Below are 15174 nucleotides of genomic sequence, written 5' to 3'. Positions count from 1 at the left end.
CAATTCGTAGCCGCCGCTTCCCAAGTCAACCCGCGCCCTCGTCTTCCCTGGTCTCCAACTCCCCGCGACCCTGAGCCTCAAACGAAAACGGGCGACCCGAAGGCCGCCCGTTCCCAACGTCCAAAGACAGGATCAGAACTGATACCCGATCCCGCCCGATGCACCGGCACGGCCCTGCGAGTCATAGGTGCCGCTCAGCTTGACGACCGTGTGGCCATCGCTGAACGCCTTCGACATCCCGACCGCGACCGCCGACTGGCCGGCATAGGTGCCGCCACCCATCGCGATCATCCCCTTGCCCGCTTCATACGCCTGCGGGAGGCCGGCGGCTGCCAGCGCGTTGGAGGTCCCGGCGAAGCTGTCCCGCCGGAGGTTGCGCAGATCGAAGTCGAGCGCCGCGATCCGTCCGTCGGTATAGGCGTTCGCCTGCGTCACCGCGGAGTTGATGCCCGAGTTCAGCTGGCCGACATTGACCGCGTCGGTGGTCGACACGCCCGCCGCGACGTTGCTCAGCACGGTCGCCTGACCGCCTGCGTTGAACGTCACGTTGGTACGCGAAGGACCGTATTGCACCGAGTTGCTGCCCAGCGCGAGCGCACTGTTCGCGGTGCCCTGTGCCGTCGCGACCGCCTGATTGGTGGTGTAGAGTTGCCCACCGTTCACCGCTTCGGCAGACCCCGCCGCGACCGTACCTGCGGCCACGTTGGCGATCGTCACCGGCGCCGCCGCATTGCCGCCCGCCAGCGTCACGGTGTTGGTCCGCACGCCGTTGGCATCGGTATTGTACGACACCGCGTTCACCGCCGTCAGCGCCAGGGCATAGACCTGCCCGCCATTGACCGCGTCGGTCGAACCCGCCGCGATCGAACCGCCCGCGACATTGTGCAGGCCGACGGGGCCAGCCGCCGCACCGACCAGCGTCAGGTCGTTGGTCTTCGTGCCACCGTTCGGCGTGGTGGCGCTGCCGGGGTTCGAGTATTGCACCGGCCCGGTCGCACCATTGCTGATCTGGTTGCCCAGGTTGGTGATCGCGGTCGTGTTGTTCGCCACCTGCGTGTTGGTCGCCGCAAGCTGCGCGCCGTTGACCGCGTCGGTAGACCCGGCGGCAACGTTGCCGGCGGCGACGTTGGTGATGACCGTCCCGCCGGCACCGCCGAGCGTGATCGCGTTCTTCGTGCCGTTGTCGTACTGGACGGTCGTGGTGCCCAAGGCCGCGACCTGCGCCGCGACGCCTGCGACCTGGCCGACGTTGGCGGCATCGGTCGCCGCGGTGCCTGCCGCGACGTTGGTGATCTGCCGAGCGCCACCGGCCGACCCGACCGACACTTCACCGACCGAGTTCTGCAAGCCCGCGAGCCCCAGTGCCGCATAACCAAGCGTACCGCCACGAAGCGCCGAGGACCCGGTGCCGATGGCGACACTGTTGTCCGCGGTCGCGGTCGCTTCCGGACCGATCGCGATGCTGTCGGTACCCGTCACGACGCTGTCGCCGCGGGTCGAGAGAACCCGGAAATACCGGATGCCCGCACCGCCGTTGATAGCGCCATCGACCGCATCGAAGACCGACTGGACGTTGCCATATTGCACCCCGCCGAACCCGATCGAGGCGAGCACGCGGTTGGTGGCAGCGTCGTAGCTCGACAGTCCACCCAGGCCTGCCGCGACACTGGTGCCGAGCCCCACGAGCTGCCCGCCGTTGACCGCTTCGGTCGACCCTGCCGCGAGCGTACCCGCCGCGACGTTGCCGAGCACGACCGGCGCGTTGCCTGCCCCACCGAACGTCACGCGCGTCCGGGTCGGATCGTCATACTGCACCGACAGCGCGGCGAGGTTGCCGACCTGGCCGGAGACGGTCGCCAGCTGGCCGCCGTTGACCGCATCGGTCGAGCCGGCCGCAACCACGCCGTTGCCGACATTGTGCAAGGCGACGGCACCAGCGGCACCTCCGACGAGCGTCACGTCGTTCGACGGTACGCCGCCGTTCGGCGTGGTTGGTGCGCCTGCGCTCGAATATTGCAGCGCACCGATCGCGCCATTCGCGATGCTCGTCGTCAGGTTGGTGACGTTGGTGTTGGTCGCGAACAACTGGCTACCGTTGACCGCCTCGGTCGAGGTCGCGCCAAGCGCGCCTGCCGCGACATTGCCTATCACGACGGGCGCTGCGCCCGTACCGACGCCGCCGAGCGTGATCCGCGAGCGGCCGACATCGTCATACTGGACCGCGAGTGCGGACAGGCCGCTGACTTGCCCGGAGACGCTGGCGAGCTGTCCACCGTTGACCGCGTCGGTCGACCCCACCGCGACATTGCCATTCGCGACATTGTGCAGTCCGACCGCGCCAGCCGCCGCACCGACCAGCGCGACGTCGTTGCTCGGCACGCCGCCATTTGGGGTGGTCGGCGTCGCGGCGTTGGAATATTGCACCGCGCCGATACCGCCATTGGCGATGTTGGTCGTGAGATTGGTCAGTGCCGTGTTGGTGTTCGTGACGTTGGCGTTGGTCGTGAACAACTGGCTGCCGTTCACCGCCTCGAGCGAGGTTGCGCCCAGCGTTCCCGCGGCGACGTTGCCGAGCACGACGGGTGCCGCACCCACGCCGCCGAAGGTCACGCGCGATCGGCTGAGGTCGTCATACTGTACCGCCAAACCGTTCAGCGTGCCGACCTGCCCCGAGACCAGGGCAAGCTGACCGCCATTGACCGCGTCGGTAGAACCCACCGCGACCGCGCCATCGGCCACGTTGTGCAGCGCGACCGCGCCGGCGGCACCGCCCACCAGCGTGGCGTCGTTCGACGGCACGCCTCCGTTCGGCGTGGTCGGCGCACCCGCGCTGGAATATTGCAGCGCACCGATCGCGCCATTGGCGATGTTGGTCGTCAGGTTGGTGACGTTGGTATTGGTCGCGAACAGCTGGCTGCCGTTGACCGCATCGGTGGAGGTCGCGCCGAGCGCACCTGCCGCGACGTTGCCGATCGCCACCGGAGCGGCCCCCGTGCCGAGACCGCCCAGAGTGACCCGAGCCCGCGTCGCGTCGTCATACTGGACCGACAGCGCGGCGAGGTTCCCGACCTGGCCGGTCACCGTGGCAAGCTGACCGCCATTCACGGCGTCGGTCGACCCGGTCGCGACAGTGCCATCGGCAACGTTGTGCAGAGCGACCGGTCCTGCCGTTGCACCGACCAGCGCGACGTCGTTGGTCGGAACGCCACCGTTCGGCACGGTCGGCGTCGCCGCGTTCGAATATTGCAGCGCGCCGATGCCGCCATTGGCGATGTTGGTCGTCAGGTTGGTCAGCGCGGTATTGGTGGTGGTGACGTTGGTGTTGGTCGCGAACAGCTGGCTGCCGTTGACCGCGTCGGTCGAGGTCGCACCGAGCGTGCCGGCCGCGACGTTGCCGAGCGCGACGGGCGCTGCACCAGTCCCGACACCGCCCAACGTCGCCCGCGTCCGCGTCGCGTCGTCATACTGGACGGCGAGCCCGGCCAGCGTGCCGACCTGATCCGTCACAGTCGACAATTGTCCGCCGTTGACCGCGTCGGTCGATCCGGCGGCAACGACGCCATTGGCGACATTGTGCAGCCCGACCGGGCCCGCCGCGACACCGACCAGCGCAGCGTCGTTGGAGGGAACGCCGCCATTCGGAACGGTCGGCGTCGCGGCGTTGGAATATTGCAGCGCGCCGATCGCGCCATTGCTGATGTTGGTCGTCAGGTTCGTGACGTTGGCGTTGGTCGCGAACAGCTGACTGCCGTTGACCGCATCGGTCGAGGTCGCGCCGAGCGTGCCTGCCGCAACGTTGCGGAGCGCCACCGCCGGCGCGCCGGTACCGGCTCCCCCCAGCGTCACGCTGGTACGGGTCGTACCGTCATATTGGACCGCACCGCTTGCGAGCGTGCCGATCTGCGCCTGGACGCCGGTGAGCTGGGCGACGTTGACCGCATCGGTTGCCGCGGTGCCCGCCGCGACGTTAGTGATCTGGCGTTCGGCACCCGCCGCGCCGACCGAGACTTCGCCGGCCGAGTTCTGGGGAACAGCGAGCCCGATCGCGGTATAGCCGGTTGCGGCCGCCCGCGAGGATACGCTGCCCGCGCCGAGCGCGACGCCGTTCGCTGCGGTCGCACTGGCACCGGTGCCGAGAGCGATCGCGCCGGTTGCATTGTCGGCGACCTGCGCCTGGCCGCCGAATGCGATCGCGCCAACCGCGCCCGCTCCGGTCCGAGCGGAGTTGCCGAACGCGATGGCATTGGGATCGGCTGCGAAGGCCTCGAATCCGTTCGCGCCGAGCCCGGTGATCCGATTGCCGCCGATCGCGATACCGGCCGGCGTCCGCAAGGTGAACCCGTCCGCCTGGGTGACGCAGGAGTCGTTCGGGCCGACCGCGACGCCATTGGAGTTGAGCACCGACAACGTGAGCGGCGCATTGTTCGCCGCATCGTTCAGGATACCGGCAACGTCGATGCTGAGCGCCGGGGTCGGCACGCTCGGCAGGTTGGCAACGAGCGGCGGCAGACCGAGAACGGACACCGTCAGTACCCCGGAGATGCTCTTGACGTTGCTGAGGATCGGGTTGACGGTGCTCTGGACCGGGTTTGCGATGCCGGTAACGACCGGGCTGAGGATGTCCGTAACTACCGAACGCGGTAGGCTGACCCCCGAGCAGGCTCCAACGATGTTCGGCGCGGGCGTCGTCTGCGCCGACGCCGACTGCGCCGCGAACAGCGACGTCGTCGCCAGCCCGATCAATGAAGCGCCATCGCGCAGGCGGCGCAGCGTGCGGGTAAAGGTGGGCGACTTTGCAGGATGCGAAGCGAACGTCTTGGCGCCAGTCGGCGTCACGGCGTCTCGATCTTGCGGGCGAACAAACGCGTTGGACATCAAACAACCTCCACTGACGACTGCAACAGCAGCCCTGATTTTCCGCATCGTCGAACTCTAGATTCGACTATCGGAACGGAAGGATGTTCACCCCTGTAATACTAATAGTCTGTTACCGTAATAAATAAGCATACACACGGAACATAGAAAGCAAGTCGTCGTTATTCTACACAACTTCAATTCATTTCGATTGAAACATAAAACCGTTCTTGTTGCATAGATCAAGTTAGCGACCAGACTGTTGCTGTATCCGGTATTTTTGATCGTTAATGAACACATCCAAATTGGTCGCTATCCAATAGCCAGAACAAATTTACCGCATTTCGGTTCGATCGGTGCGTCCAGCCGCTCGCGCTCGTCATCCGAAGCGAATCGCAAAACCGCGCCGTCACACGAGGTGACGACGCGGTTTTGATCGGTCTTTTGAAAGGTGTTGGAGGCCCGATGGCCCCCCGGACTACGCCTTCTGCAGATGCCGGCGCCCCAGCAGTTCGGCGATCTGCACCGCGTTCAGTGCCGCCCCCTTGCGGAGATTGTCGCTGACGCACCACAAGTTCAGGCCGTTCTCGACGGTCGGATCCTCGCGCACGCGGCTGATATATGTCGCAAAGTCGCCGACGCATTCGATCGGGGTAATGTAGCCGCCGTCCTCGCGCTTATCGACCAGCATGATGCCGGGCGCCTCGCGGAGGATGTTCTGCGCTTCCTCGGCCGTGATCTCGTTCTCGAACTCGATGTTGATCGCTTCCGAATGGCCGACGAACACCGGCACGCGGACGCAGGTCGCGGTGACCTTGATCTTCCTGTCGAGGATCTTCTTGGTCTCGACGACCATCTTCCACTCTTCCTTGGTCGAGCCGTCGTCGAGGAAGCTGTCGATGTGCGGGATCACGTTGAACGCGATCTGCTTGGTGAACAGCTTGGGCTCTGCGGGATCGCCGACGAAGATGTTGCGGCTCTGCTCGAACAGCTCGTCCATGCCCGCCTTGCCCGCGCCGGACACCGACTGATAGGTCGAGACGACCACGCGCAGGATCTTCGCCGCGTCGTGCAGCGGCTTCAGCGCGACGACCATCTGCGCGGTCGAGCAGTTCGGGTTGGCGATGATGTTGCGGACCTTGTAGCCGTCGATCGCCTCGGGGTTCACCTCGGGCACGATCAGCGGCACGTCGGGGTCCATGCGGTACAGCGACGAATTGTCGATCACCACGCAGCCGGCGGCCGCAGCGATCGGTGCATAGATCGCCGAACCCTCGGAGCCGATCGCGAACAGCGCCATGTCCCAGCCGTTCCAGTCGAAATGCTCGATGTTCGTGCATTTGATCTGCTTGCCGGTGTCGCCGTAGTCGACCATCAACCCCTGGCTGCGCGACGACGCGACGCAGGCGATCTCGTCCGCCGGAAACTCGCGTTCCGCCAGGATGTTGAGGATCTCACGCCCGACATTGCCGGTCGCCCCTGCGACCACCACCCGATAACCCATGTTGTCACTCCGATTGGACTTGAGGCGGGCAGTACCGACGTTGCGCGGCGAGGTCCAACGGCTTTCGACTTGTTGCGCGGATAGGGGGAGTTTGGGGGGGCGGAAGGTTTGGCCGGACCTGGGAGACGGCACCCCTGCCTTCCGTGTTCTCCCGCGAAGGCGGGAGCCCAGTCTGGGCCCCCGCCTTCGCGGGGGAACAAGCTAGTGTTCAGCGATATGTATCAGCACCTGCCCCAGCAGTAGCACCACCCCGGCGGAGGCCGGGGCCCAGTTGGGGGACGTTGCCAACTAAGCGCTGTGGTCCATTACTGCGACCTTTCCAACTGGGCCCCGGCCTTCGCCGGGGTGGTGGCTGGGGAAGGTGCACCGTTAAACCCGGCCCTCAGTCGTGCGTCCGCGCCTGCCAAGTCGCATGCTCGATCCCGTGCACCTTCGCCAGGTGATCCGTAATCGCATCCAGCTCCTCCGCCGGCACGTTCGTCGCCACCAGCGTCGCGGCAACCTCGACCCGGTCCTCCCCCCGCTCGGTCACGTCCAGTTCCGCCACCTGTAACTGAGCAGCTTCCAGATGCTCGACCACCAGATCGCCGATCGGCCCCGCATCCCCCGCCGCAACCGTCACCATCACGCTATAGGTGGCCTCGATCGTCCGCCCCTCGGTCGGGATCCGGTTGATCCCGTCGACCAGCGGCCGCAGCGCGGTGTTCGCCAGCAGCACGACGAACGTCAGCAACCCAGCCTCCGCGATCATGTCGCTGCCCGCGCACGATCCCACCGCCGCCGAGCACCACAAGGTCGCCGCGGTGTTAAGCCCGCGGACGTTCATCCCCTCCTTCATGATCACGCCCGCGCCGAGGAAGCCGATCCCCGACACGACATAGGCGATGATCCGGATCGACTCGACGTCGCCGCCCAGCCGCTGCCCGAGATCGACGAACGCCGCCGACCCGAGCGCGACCAGCGTGTTGGTCCGCAACCCCGCGGTGCGCTGGCGATATTGCCGCTCCGCCCCGATCAGCGTCCCGAACACGAACGCGGCGATATAGCTCACCAGCGTGTCGAGGAACGGCCACAGGTGAAACGTCTCGACGAACCGCACCGGCGTTTACTTCGCAGGCGCGGGTGCAGCTTCAGCCACCGGCTTGTCCCTCACCGTCCGGTCGAGGAAGTTCAGGATCGTCCCCCAGACATGCTCGCTGATCCCCGGCCCCGCCACGCGGTGCGTATACCCCGGGTAGAACATCATCTCGAACGGCGTCGCAGTCGCCTGCATCCTTGCTGCGACCTTGGTCGAGTTGTCGAGGAACACATTGTCGTCCGCCATGCCATGGATCAGCAGCAACGGATCGACGATCCGGTTCGCCTCCTCGACTGCCGCCGACGTCGAATAGCTCGCCGGATCCTTCGCCGGATCGCCCAGATAGCGCTCGGTATAATGCGTGTCGTACAGTTGCCAGTCGGTGACCGGAGCGCCCGAGACCGCGGCCGCATACACGCCCGGCGTCTTCTCCAGCATCTTCAGCGACATATAGCCGCCGTACGACCAGCCATAGGTCGCGATCTTGCTCGACTCGACGAACGGCAGCGACTTCAGGAAGTTCGCACCCGACAGCTGGTCCTCGACCTCGACCGTGCCCATCGCATGATAGATCTGGTCCTCGAACGCCTTGCCGCGGTTGTACGAGCCGCGATTGTCGATCTTGAAATAGATCCAGCCGCGATCGACGAGGTATTGCGGCAGCGCGCCCTGCCAACCGCGCGTGACGACCTGACCAGTGCCGGGGCCGCCGTAATGTTCGAAGAACACCGGGTATTTCTTGCCCGGCTCCAGCGGCGGCGTGATCATCTCGTAGTGGAGCGTCATGCCGTTCTTCGCCTTCAGCGTCCCGAACTTGGTCTCCTGATGGCTCGACAGATACGGGTAGTAGGGATGCCCCTCGACCACCGCATTCTCATTGATCCACGAGAGCCGCTTGCCGGTCGCATCCGCCAGATACACCTGCGTCGGTTGCTTCGGGTTCGAGCGCGAGATGATGAACCGGCTCGCGGCCGCGTCCATCGTCGCGCTGTTCCACCAGCCCGCTTCGGTCAGCTTGGTGATCACGTTCGGCTTGGCGACGTCGACCGAATAGAGCTGCTGCTCGAGCACGTCGTCCTTGTTGCCGAGGAAGAACAGGCGCCCCTTGGTTTCATCCACACCGACCAGATCGGTGACGACCCAGTCGCCCTTCGTGAGCTGCGTCCATTTCCCCGACGCGAACCGGTAGAGCTGTCCGTAGCCGCTCCGCTCCGACCGCCAGATCAGGCTCCCGTCCTTGAGCACGTGATACGCATCGGACAGGTTGAGCCAGCTTTTTACGCCCGACTTCTCGGTGAACAGCACGGTCGATTTGCCCGTCGCCGGATCGACGCGGAGCATCTCCAGTAGTTTCTGGTCGCGGCTCTGGCGCTGGACCAGCAGCATCCGGCCATCCGGCGTCCAGTCGACCCGCGCCAGATAGATGTCGGGGTTGGTGCCGAGATCGACCTTCACCTGCCCCGAGCCATCGGACTTCATGATGTACAGGTCGACCAGCACGTTGGGCGTACCGGCGGCCGGATAGCGCTGTTCGTAAACCTTGGTTCCGGTCGCGCCGATCGACGCACGCGTCGCGGTATGGACCGGCGCCTCGTCGAACCGCTCGACCGCGACATATTGCTCGTCGGGCGACCACCAATAGCCGGTGCGGCGGTCCATTTCCTCCTGCGCGACGAACTCCGCCTCGCCGAAATGGACCGTGCCGCCGCCGCCCGTCGTCACCGCGCGCGCGTCGCCGCCGGCGAGCGGCTGCACGAAGACGTTCTGGTCGCGGACGAACGAGACGAAGCTGCCCTTGGGGCTCACCACCGGGTTCAGCTCGCCGCCGGGCGTATTGGTCAGCCGCTTCACCTTGCCGTCGAGGCCGGCGAGATACAGGTCGCCGTCGAGCGGTACGAGGATCGACTTGCCGTCGGGCGCCCAGTCATACGCGACGATGCCCTTCTGCCCGCCGATCCGTGCACGCTCGCGCTGCATCTTCTCGGCCTCGGTCAGCTCCGCGCCGCTGCCGACGGTCTTCGAATCGACCAGCATCCGCGCTTGGCCCGTCGCGGTATCGACCGCCCATAGATCGAAGCGCTCCTTCTCGTCGTCGCGGTTGCGGAGGGACGTCAGCAGCGTGCCGTCGGGCGACAGCCGCACCGCTTTCGGCTGCGATCCCGACAGGTCGGGATTGCCGAACACGCGCGCCATCGTCAGGTCGCCGGGCTTGGCCGCCTCGACCGGGCGGACAGGTGCAGGAGCCGGCGTGGCAGGCGCTGCCGGCGGCGTGACCTGATCAGCGGCCATCGCGGCGGTTCCGACCGAAGCAAGTGCAAGCCCGAGCAACCATGTGCGCATCCTGTAGTCTCCGTGGGATCATCCCGCCGGATACCGCCCGACGGACCCGAAAATCTTCGGTCGCGCGTTATCGCGGCGGCATGGCCCGGCGTAAAGGGCGCATCGTGATGCCGAGCGAGCCGAAGCGCCCCCGACTCGCAAACGTCATTTCCCTCCAACACGGCATAATGAACGCTCCGTAAACTCCGTCTTTACGTCCTTCGTTTATGGCAAGCGGGACATCGTCGCGGATCGAGCTTTCCGTGGTGCAGCACGGCCGGGGAATGATGGTTTCGAACGCGGGCATACAGGACGGGGAGCCGAGCGAGCGGAGCGCATGGGATGCGTTCGTCACGCTCGCCGACGCGGACGGCAGCGCAGCGCATCCGCATCATGCGCGCCTGATCGCCGGCGGTCTGGGCCAGCGCAACCTCTCCGACGCGGTCCACGCGCTGTGCGCGGTCCACGGCGACCATCCCGGCCTGATCGTCGACGTGCTCGCCCGCGCGATCCAGCCCGAAGCCTCGGATTGGCTCGCCGTCGCAGCCAGCGGCTTCGCCGACGAGCGCACCTATCTCGCACACCTCACCGCCGCGGTCGGCCCCCTACCCTCGACCCCAGGCCAGGCGGAGAGCGAGTCGGCACTGGTCGGCGAACGTCATGCGCTCGAAATGCTTGCCCGCTCGGAGCGCCGTGGATGTGCGACCGGGGCGGTGGCTGCGCTGCTCTATGACTGGCGCGCGATCCGCCGCGTCCTCGATGTCGCCGCCGAGCGGTTCGGGGTAGCAGTCCCCCCGATCACCCTTCCGTCCGAGACCGGCACCGCCGCGCTCGTCGCGGAACTCGGTGCATCGCCCGGTTGCCAGCGCGCGATCCTGTTCGGCGCGCAGCAACTTTTCGCGCAGCACCGCGGCCTGTGGTCGCTGCTCGAAGCGCGATCGAGTGCGCGCGGCGACCTCTGACCGCTTGCGCTGACCGACGCTTCCCCTCTATCCATACCCGGTATTCAGAACCGGACGGGACATCGCATGAAGCGCTTCGAGGGCACCCAGAGCTACGTCGCGACCGACGATTTGAAAGTCGCGGTCAACGCCGCCGTGACGCTGCGCCGCCCGTTGCTGATCAAGGGCGAACCCGGCACCGGCAAGACCGTGCTCGCCTACGAGATCGCCAAGGCTTTGGGCGCGCCGCTGATCGAGTGGAACATCAAGTCGACCACCAAGGCGCAACAGGGCCTGTACGAGTACGACGCGGTCGCCCGCCTGCGCGACGGCCAACTCGGCGATGCGCGCGTCCACGACATCGGCAACTATATCCGCAAGGGCAAGCTGTGGGAGGCTTTCACCCAGCCCGCCCCGCCCGTCCTGCTGATCGACGAGATCGACAAGGCCGATATCGAGTTCCCGAACGACCTGTTGCAGGAACTCGATCGGATGGAATTCCACGTTTACGAGACCAAGGAAACGGTGCGCGCGGTCGAGCGCCCGATCGTCATCATCACCAGCAACAACGAGAAGGAACTGCCCGACGCGTTCCTGCGCCGGTGTTTCTTCCATTACATCAAGTTCCCTGATCGCGGCACGATGCAGGCGATCGTCGACGTCCATTTTCCCGGCATCCAGAAGATCCTCGTCAGCAAGGCGATGGACCTGTTCTACGACGTCCGCGACGTGCCGGGCCTCAAGAAAAAGCCCTCGACCAGCGAGCTGCTCGACTGGCTGAAGCTGCTGCTGCACGAGGACATGCCGCTCGACATCCTCCAGAACCGCGACCCGACCAAGGCGATCCCGCCCCTGCACGGTGCGCTGCTGAAGAACGAGCAGGACGTCATGCTGTTCGAACGCCTCGCCTTCATGGCGAAGCGCCAGAAGAACCAGGGGTAAGCTATCGAGGAACCGGCGGCGTGCATGAGCACCGCCGCCGGTCCGATAGTTCGAGCGTTACGTGACGTTCGGACCCGTCGGGATATAGTCCAGCGCCAGATGCGGCAGCGAGATCGGGCTGCGGAAGTTGAAGCGATTCACCGTCGCTGGATCGGGGATGTGCAACTTCTTGCCGAGCGTCACGAAATACCACGCCGGCGACGCTCCGCTGATCGCGATGAACGAACCGGGTGCCAGCGACAACGCCTTCGGCATGTTGTCGACGATGTAATCGCTGTTGACGATCCCGTTCCAGTCCTTGAACACGCTATTGAAGGTCGCGGCATCCGGGATCCAGTGAAGCTGGCCCCACATCACCAGATAGACTGCCCCGCTGGTGTGCGATGTAACGCGCAATCCGTCATACTGCTTCCAGTCTACAGCCTTGCCCAGCAGCGCTTCTGCGGCGCCTGCATCGATTGTATCGCTGATATCGACCGACATGATCACAATCCTTTTATGGTGAAACCGTGATCACTCAGTCGGACAAGCGAAGTATTCCGATCGGGGAACCACCTAGCCTCTTTGAACGCAAATCCTGGAATCGGTCCGTCGATACGCGACCACTTCGGAGTTATTGCACGACGCCGCAGTTTTCGTGGGCCGTGTTCGAGAACTATACGTATTTGAATCAACAGGATCGACGTCACCGTCCGTTCAGCTATTCGGCGCCATTGTGACCGCAATTCGTCGAGACGGTCACGGCGATTGGCGAGCAGATCGCGGCAAAGTCCGACGGATTGGATATTGATGCACATTAACCATCTGCGGCAACAATAATGCCATACCTGTCCGGCAAGGTGACGGCATGAGATTGTATGCTTTCCGTCGTTGGGCGCCGGCACTGCTGGCAATCGGCATGGCCGCCCCCGCATCCGCCTCTCTGCTCGACTATGTCGGCCAGTGCGTCCCCTTCGCGCGCGCCGCGTCGGGCATCCAGATCTACGGCAACGCCTGGACCTGGTGGGAGCAGGCCGACGGAAAATACGAACGCACGCACAAGCCCAAGGAAGGCGCGGTGATCGTGTTCGCCAAGACCCCGCGCCTGCCGTTCGGCCACGTCGCGGTCGTCAGTCGGGTGGTCGAGAAGCGCGTCGTCATGCTCACCCACGCCAACTGGTCACGCCAGAACGGCGAGCGCGGCCATGCCGAGCAGGACGTCACGCTGTTCGACGTCTCGCGCAACAACGACTGGAGCGACGTGAAGGTCTGGTACAAGGACGTCGACGGCCTCGGCGGCGGGGTGTATCCGGTGTACGGCTTCATCTACGGTCATGCGCACGCCGCCGCTGAATTGACGAGCCGGAACCCGGATTATGTCGGTGCGCTGATCGACGCGTATGTGCCGGTAAGCGGCGAGCCCATCGCCCGCTAATCTCGTTCCCGTCGGACCAACGCCCCCGTCATCCTGACGAAAGTCAGGATCCAGGGTTACGCACGCCGCCCGTCATGGCTCTGGATCCTGACTTTCGTCAGGATGACGGCGTGATTCGTCAGGATGACGGTGCGAATGGATTGCCGCCACCTGCCAAACCGTGCCACCACCGTATCCGAAAAGACGGTGAGGATAGCGATGCGGTTCAAGGCTCTTACGACGTTCACGCTGGCCTTGCTCGCGACCACCGCTCCCGCGATCGTCGGCGCGCAGAAGGAAAAGTCCCCGCCCCCCGGTGGCGACATCCCCGCCAAGTTCGTCCCCGCCAACGCCACCTTCGACTTCGACCGCCGCGAGGTCGACATCCCGATGCGCGACGGCGTCACGCTCCACGCGGTCATCGTCCAGCGCAAGGGCGTCACCGACGCCCCGATCCTGCTCCAGCGCACACCCTACAACGCCGAAAGCGTCGCCAGCCGATCCTCCAGCCCGAGCGGCGCGATGAACCTCCGCGCATCCGACGCGATGTTCTTCGACGCGGGCTATATCCGCGTGTTCGAGGACGTCCGCGGCAAGAACGGCTCGAACGGCGCGTACATCAACGAACGCCCGCTGATCGGCCCGCTCAACAAAACGAAAGTCGATCACTCCACCGACGCTTACGACACGATCGACTGGCTTGTGAAGAACCTCAAGAACAGCAACGGCCGGGTCGGCATCATCGGCGGCAGCTACGACGGCATGATGGCGGCGATGGCGCTGGTGAACCCGCATCCTGCGCTGAAAGCCGCCGTCCCGATGAACCCGGTGATCAACACCTGGAAGGGCGACGACGACTTCCACGGCGGCGCGTTCCGCCAGATCGGCTACGATTATTACTACACGCAGGACGCCGCGAAGGGTGAAGCCGGCGACCTCTGGCGCGATGCCTACGACGATTACGACACATTCCTGCGCGCCGGATCCGCCAGCGCGTTCGTGAAGAGCCGCGGGCTCGAACAGCTGCCGTTCGTCAACCGCCTTCACGATCACCCGACCTACGACGCGTTCTGGCAGGGCCAAGCGCTCGAGACGATCCTGCCGAAGCAGCCACAGACCGTGCAGACGCTCTGGGTCGCCAGCCAATGGGACCAGGAGGACATCTACGGCGCAGTCGCAGCCTACGAAGCCGTATCGAAAGTCGACCCCAACCACGTCAACCACCTCGCGCTAGGCCCTTGGGCGCATGGCGGCGCAAACGGTGACGGCTCGACGCTCGGCGCGATCCGCTTCGATGCCGACACCGCGCTCTGGTTCCGCAAGAACGTCCTGCTCCCGTTCCTGAACGGCGCGCTGAAGACCGGCGCGACACCGCCCGCGCTCCCTACCGTCACCGCGTTCCAGACCGGCACCAACCAGTGGCAGGCGCTAGCCGGTTGGCCGAACTCGACCGCCACGCAGAAACTCTACTTCCAGCCCGCCAGCGGTCTCGGCGCCACCGCCCCCGCGCAGGACGGCCACGACGACTATATCTCCGATCCCGCCAAGCCGATCCCGTACCGCCTCCGCCCGATCCGCCCGACCTACGCGACCGGCTCGACCTGGCGGCAATGGCTGGTCGACGACCAGCGCCCGTTCTCCGACCGCACCGACGTCCTCACCTACCAGACACCGCCGCTGACCAGCCCGGTCGCGATCGCCGGCGCGCCAGTCGCGGACCTGATCGCCAGCACCACCGGCACCGACGGCGATTTCGTGGTGAAGCTGATCGACGTCTACCCTGCCGAATATTCCGACAAGCCCGAGATGGGGGGCTACCAGCTCGCCGTCTCGATGGACATCTTGCGCGGCCGCTACCGCGACGGCTTCGAGAAGCCGACCCCGATCGTCGCCGGCCAGCCCACGCATTTCCGCGTCGTGCTACCCAACGCCAACCACGTCTTCCTCCCCGGCCACCGGATCATGGTGCAGGTCCAGTCGAGCTGGTTCCCGCTCTACGACCGCAACCCGCAGACCTACGTCGCCAACATCTTCGACGCCAAGCCCGCCGACTACCGCAAGGCCACGATCAGCGTCTTCCACTCGGCCGCGCAGCCCAGCGCGATCGAACTGCCGATCGCCGCGGCGAAGTGACGGAGTGATC

9 protein-coding genes are annotated in these 15174 nt (G+C 65.5%); 4 read left to right on the top strand and 5 right to left on the bottom strand.

The features are described 5' to 3' along the window. Window positions 1–132: 132 nt before the first annotated feature. The 4 genes from J4O76_RS11665 to J4O76_RS11650 all read right to left on the bottom strand — a co-directional run bounded on the left by J4O76_RS11665 (window position 133) and on the right by J4O76_RS11650 (window position 9776). Window positions 133–4875 carry a beta strand repeat-containing protein gene (locus tag J4O76_RS11665; RefSeq protein ID WP_426281977.1) on the bottom strand — a complete coding sequence of 1581 codons (4743 nt, stop codon included), beginning with the start codon at window positions 4873–4875 and terminating at the stop codon, window positions 133–135. A gap of 457 nt (window positions 4876–5332) precedes the next feature. Next, window positions 5333–6358, bottom strand: a complete 1026-nt coding sequence (locus J4O76_RS11660) for an aspartate-semialdehyde dehydrogenase (RefSeq protein ID WP_426281975.1) — start codon at window positions 6356–6358, stop codon at window positions 5333–5335. A 382-nt stretch (window positions 6359–6740) separates the two neighbouring features. Continuing rightward, on the bottom strand, window positions 6741–7457 hold the full coding sequence (locus J4O76_RS11655; RefSeq protein WP_426281974.1) for an MgtC/SapB family protein: 717 nt from the start codon (window positions 7455–7457) through the stop codon (window positions 6741–6743). Window positions 7458–7463: 6 nt separating this feature from the next. Next, window positions 7464–9776: a DPP IV N-terminal domain-containing protein gene (locus tag J4O76_RS11650; RefSeq protein WP_426281972.1), complete on the bottom strand. Its 2313-nt coding sequence runs from the start codon at window positions 9774–9776 to the stop codon at window positions 7464–7466. A gap of 206 nt (window positions 9777–9982) precedes the next feature. On the opposite strand from J4O76_RS11650, the gene J4O76_RS11645 reads away from it, so the two are divergent. Further along, window positions 9983–10717: a DUF6975 family protein gene (locus tag J4O76_RS11645; protein ID WP_426281971.1), complete on the top strand. Its 735-nt coding sequence runs from the start codon at window positions 9983–9985 to the stop codon at window positions 10715–10717. A gap of 66 nt (window positions 10718–10783) precedes the next feature. Continuing rightward, window positions 10784–11638, top strand: a complete 855-nt coding sequence (locus J4O76_RS11640) for an AAA family ATPase (RefSeq protein WP_121885167.1) — start codon at window positions 10784–10786, stop codon at window positions 11636–11638. A gap of 57 nt (window positions 11639–11695) precedes the next feature. Here J4O76_RS11640 and J4O76_RS11635 read toward each other — a convergent pair whose 3' ends face one another. Beyond that, entirely contained in the window at window positions 11696–12121 is a 426-nt protein-coding gene (locus J4O76_RS11635; protein ID WP_426281970.1) for a hypothetical protein, read from the bottom strand. Window positions 12122–12485: 364 nt separating this feature from the next. Here J4O76_RS11635 and J4O76_RS11630 point away from each other — a divergent pair, with 364 nt between their 5' ends. Both J4O76_RS11630 and J4O76_RS11625 read left to right on the top strand, forming a co-directional pair. Continuing rightward, window positions 12486–13052 carry a CHAP domain-containing protein gene (locus J4O76_RS11630; protein ID WP_056482168.1) on the top strand — a complete coding sequence of 189 codons (567 nt, stop codon included), beginning with the start codon at window positions 12486–12488 and terminating at the stop codon, window positions 13050–13052. Window positions 13053–13250: 198 nt separating this feature from the next. Further along, on the top strand, window positions 13251–15164 hold the full coding sequence (locus tag J4O76_RS11625; protein ID WP_426281969.1) for a CocE/NonD family hydrolase: 1914 nt from the start codon (window positions 13251–13253) through the stop codon (window positions 15162–15164). Window positions 15165–15174 lie beyond the last annotated feature (10 nt).

The organism is Sphingomonas sp. NFX23 (assembly GCF_049887795.1).
In the GTDB taxonomy this organism is placed as follows: Bacteria; Pseudomonadota; Alphaproteobacteria; order Sphingomonadales; family Sphingomonadaceae; genus Sphingomonas.
Note: the sequence above shows the minus strand (reverse complement) of the source record. Positions and strands in the feature narration are given on the sequence as shown.

What these genes read in the sequence shown, in the direction of transcription:
- J4O76_RS11640 (WP_121885167.1), top strand. Translation starts at nt 10,784, where the DNA reads ATGAAGCGCTTCGAGGGCACCCAGAGCTACGTCGCGACCGACGATTTG.
- J4O76_RS11650 (WP_426281972.1), bottom strand. Translation starts at nt 9,776, where the DNA reads ATGCGCACATGGTTGCTCGGGCTTGCACTTGCTTCGGTCGGAACCGCC.
- J4O76_RS11635 (WP_426281970.1), bottom strand. Translation starts at nt 12,121, where the DNA reads ATGTCGGTCGATATCAGCGATACAATCGATGCAGGCGCCGCAGAAGCG.
- J4O76_RS11630 (WP_056482168.1), top strand. Translation starts at nt 12,486, where the DNA reads ATGAGATTGTATGCTTTCCGTCGTTGGGCGCCGGCACTGCTGGCAATC.
- J4O76_RS11645 (WP_426281971.1), top strand. Translation starts at nt 9,983, where the DNA reads ATGGCAAGCGGGACATCGTCGCGGATCGAGCTTTCCGTGGTGCAGCAC.
- J4O76_RS11660 (WP_426281975.1), bottom strand. Translation starts at nt 6,358, where the DNA reads ATGGGTTATCGGGTGGTGGTCGCAGGGGCGACCGGCAATGTCGGGCGT.
- J4O76_RS11625 (WP_426281969.1), top strand. Translation starts at nt 13,251, where the DNA reads ATGCGGTTCAAGGCTCTTACGACGTTCACGCTGGCCTTGCTCGCGACC.
- J4O76_RS11665 (WP_426281977.1), bottom strand. Translation starts at nt 4,875, where the DNA reads ATGTCCAACGCGTTTGTTCGCCCGCAAGATCGAGACGCCGTGACGCCG.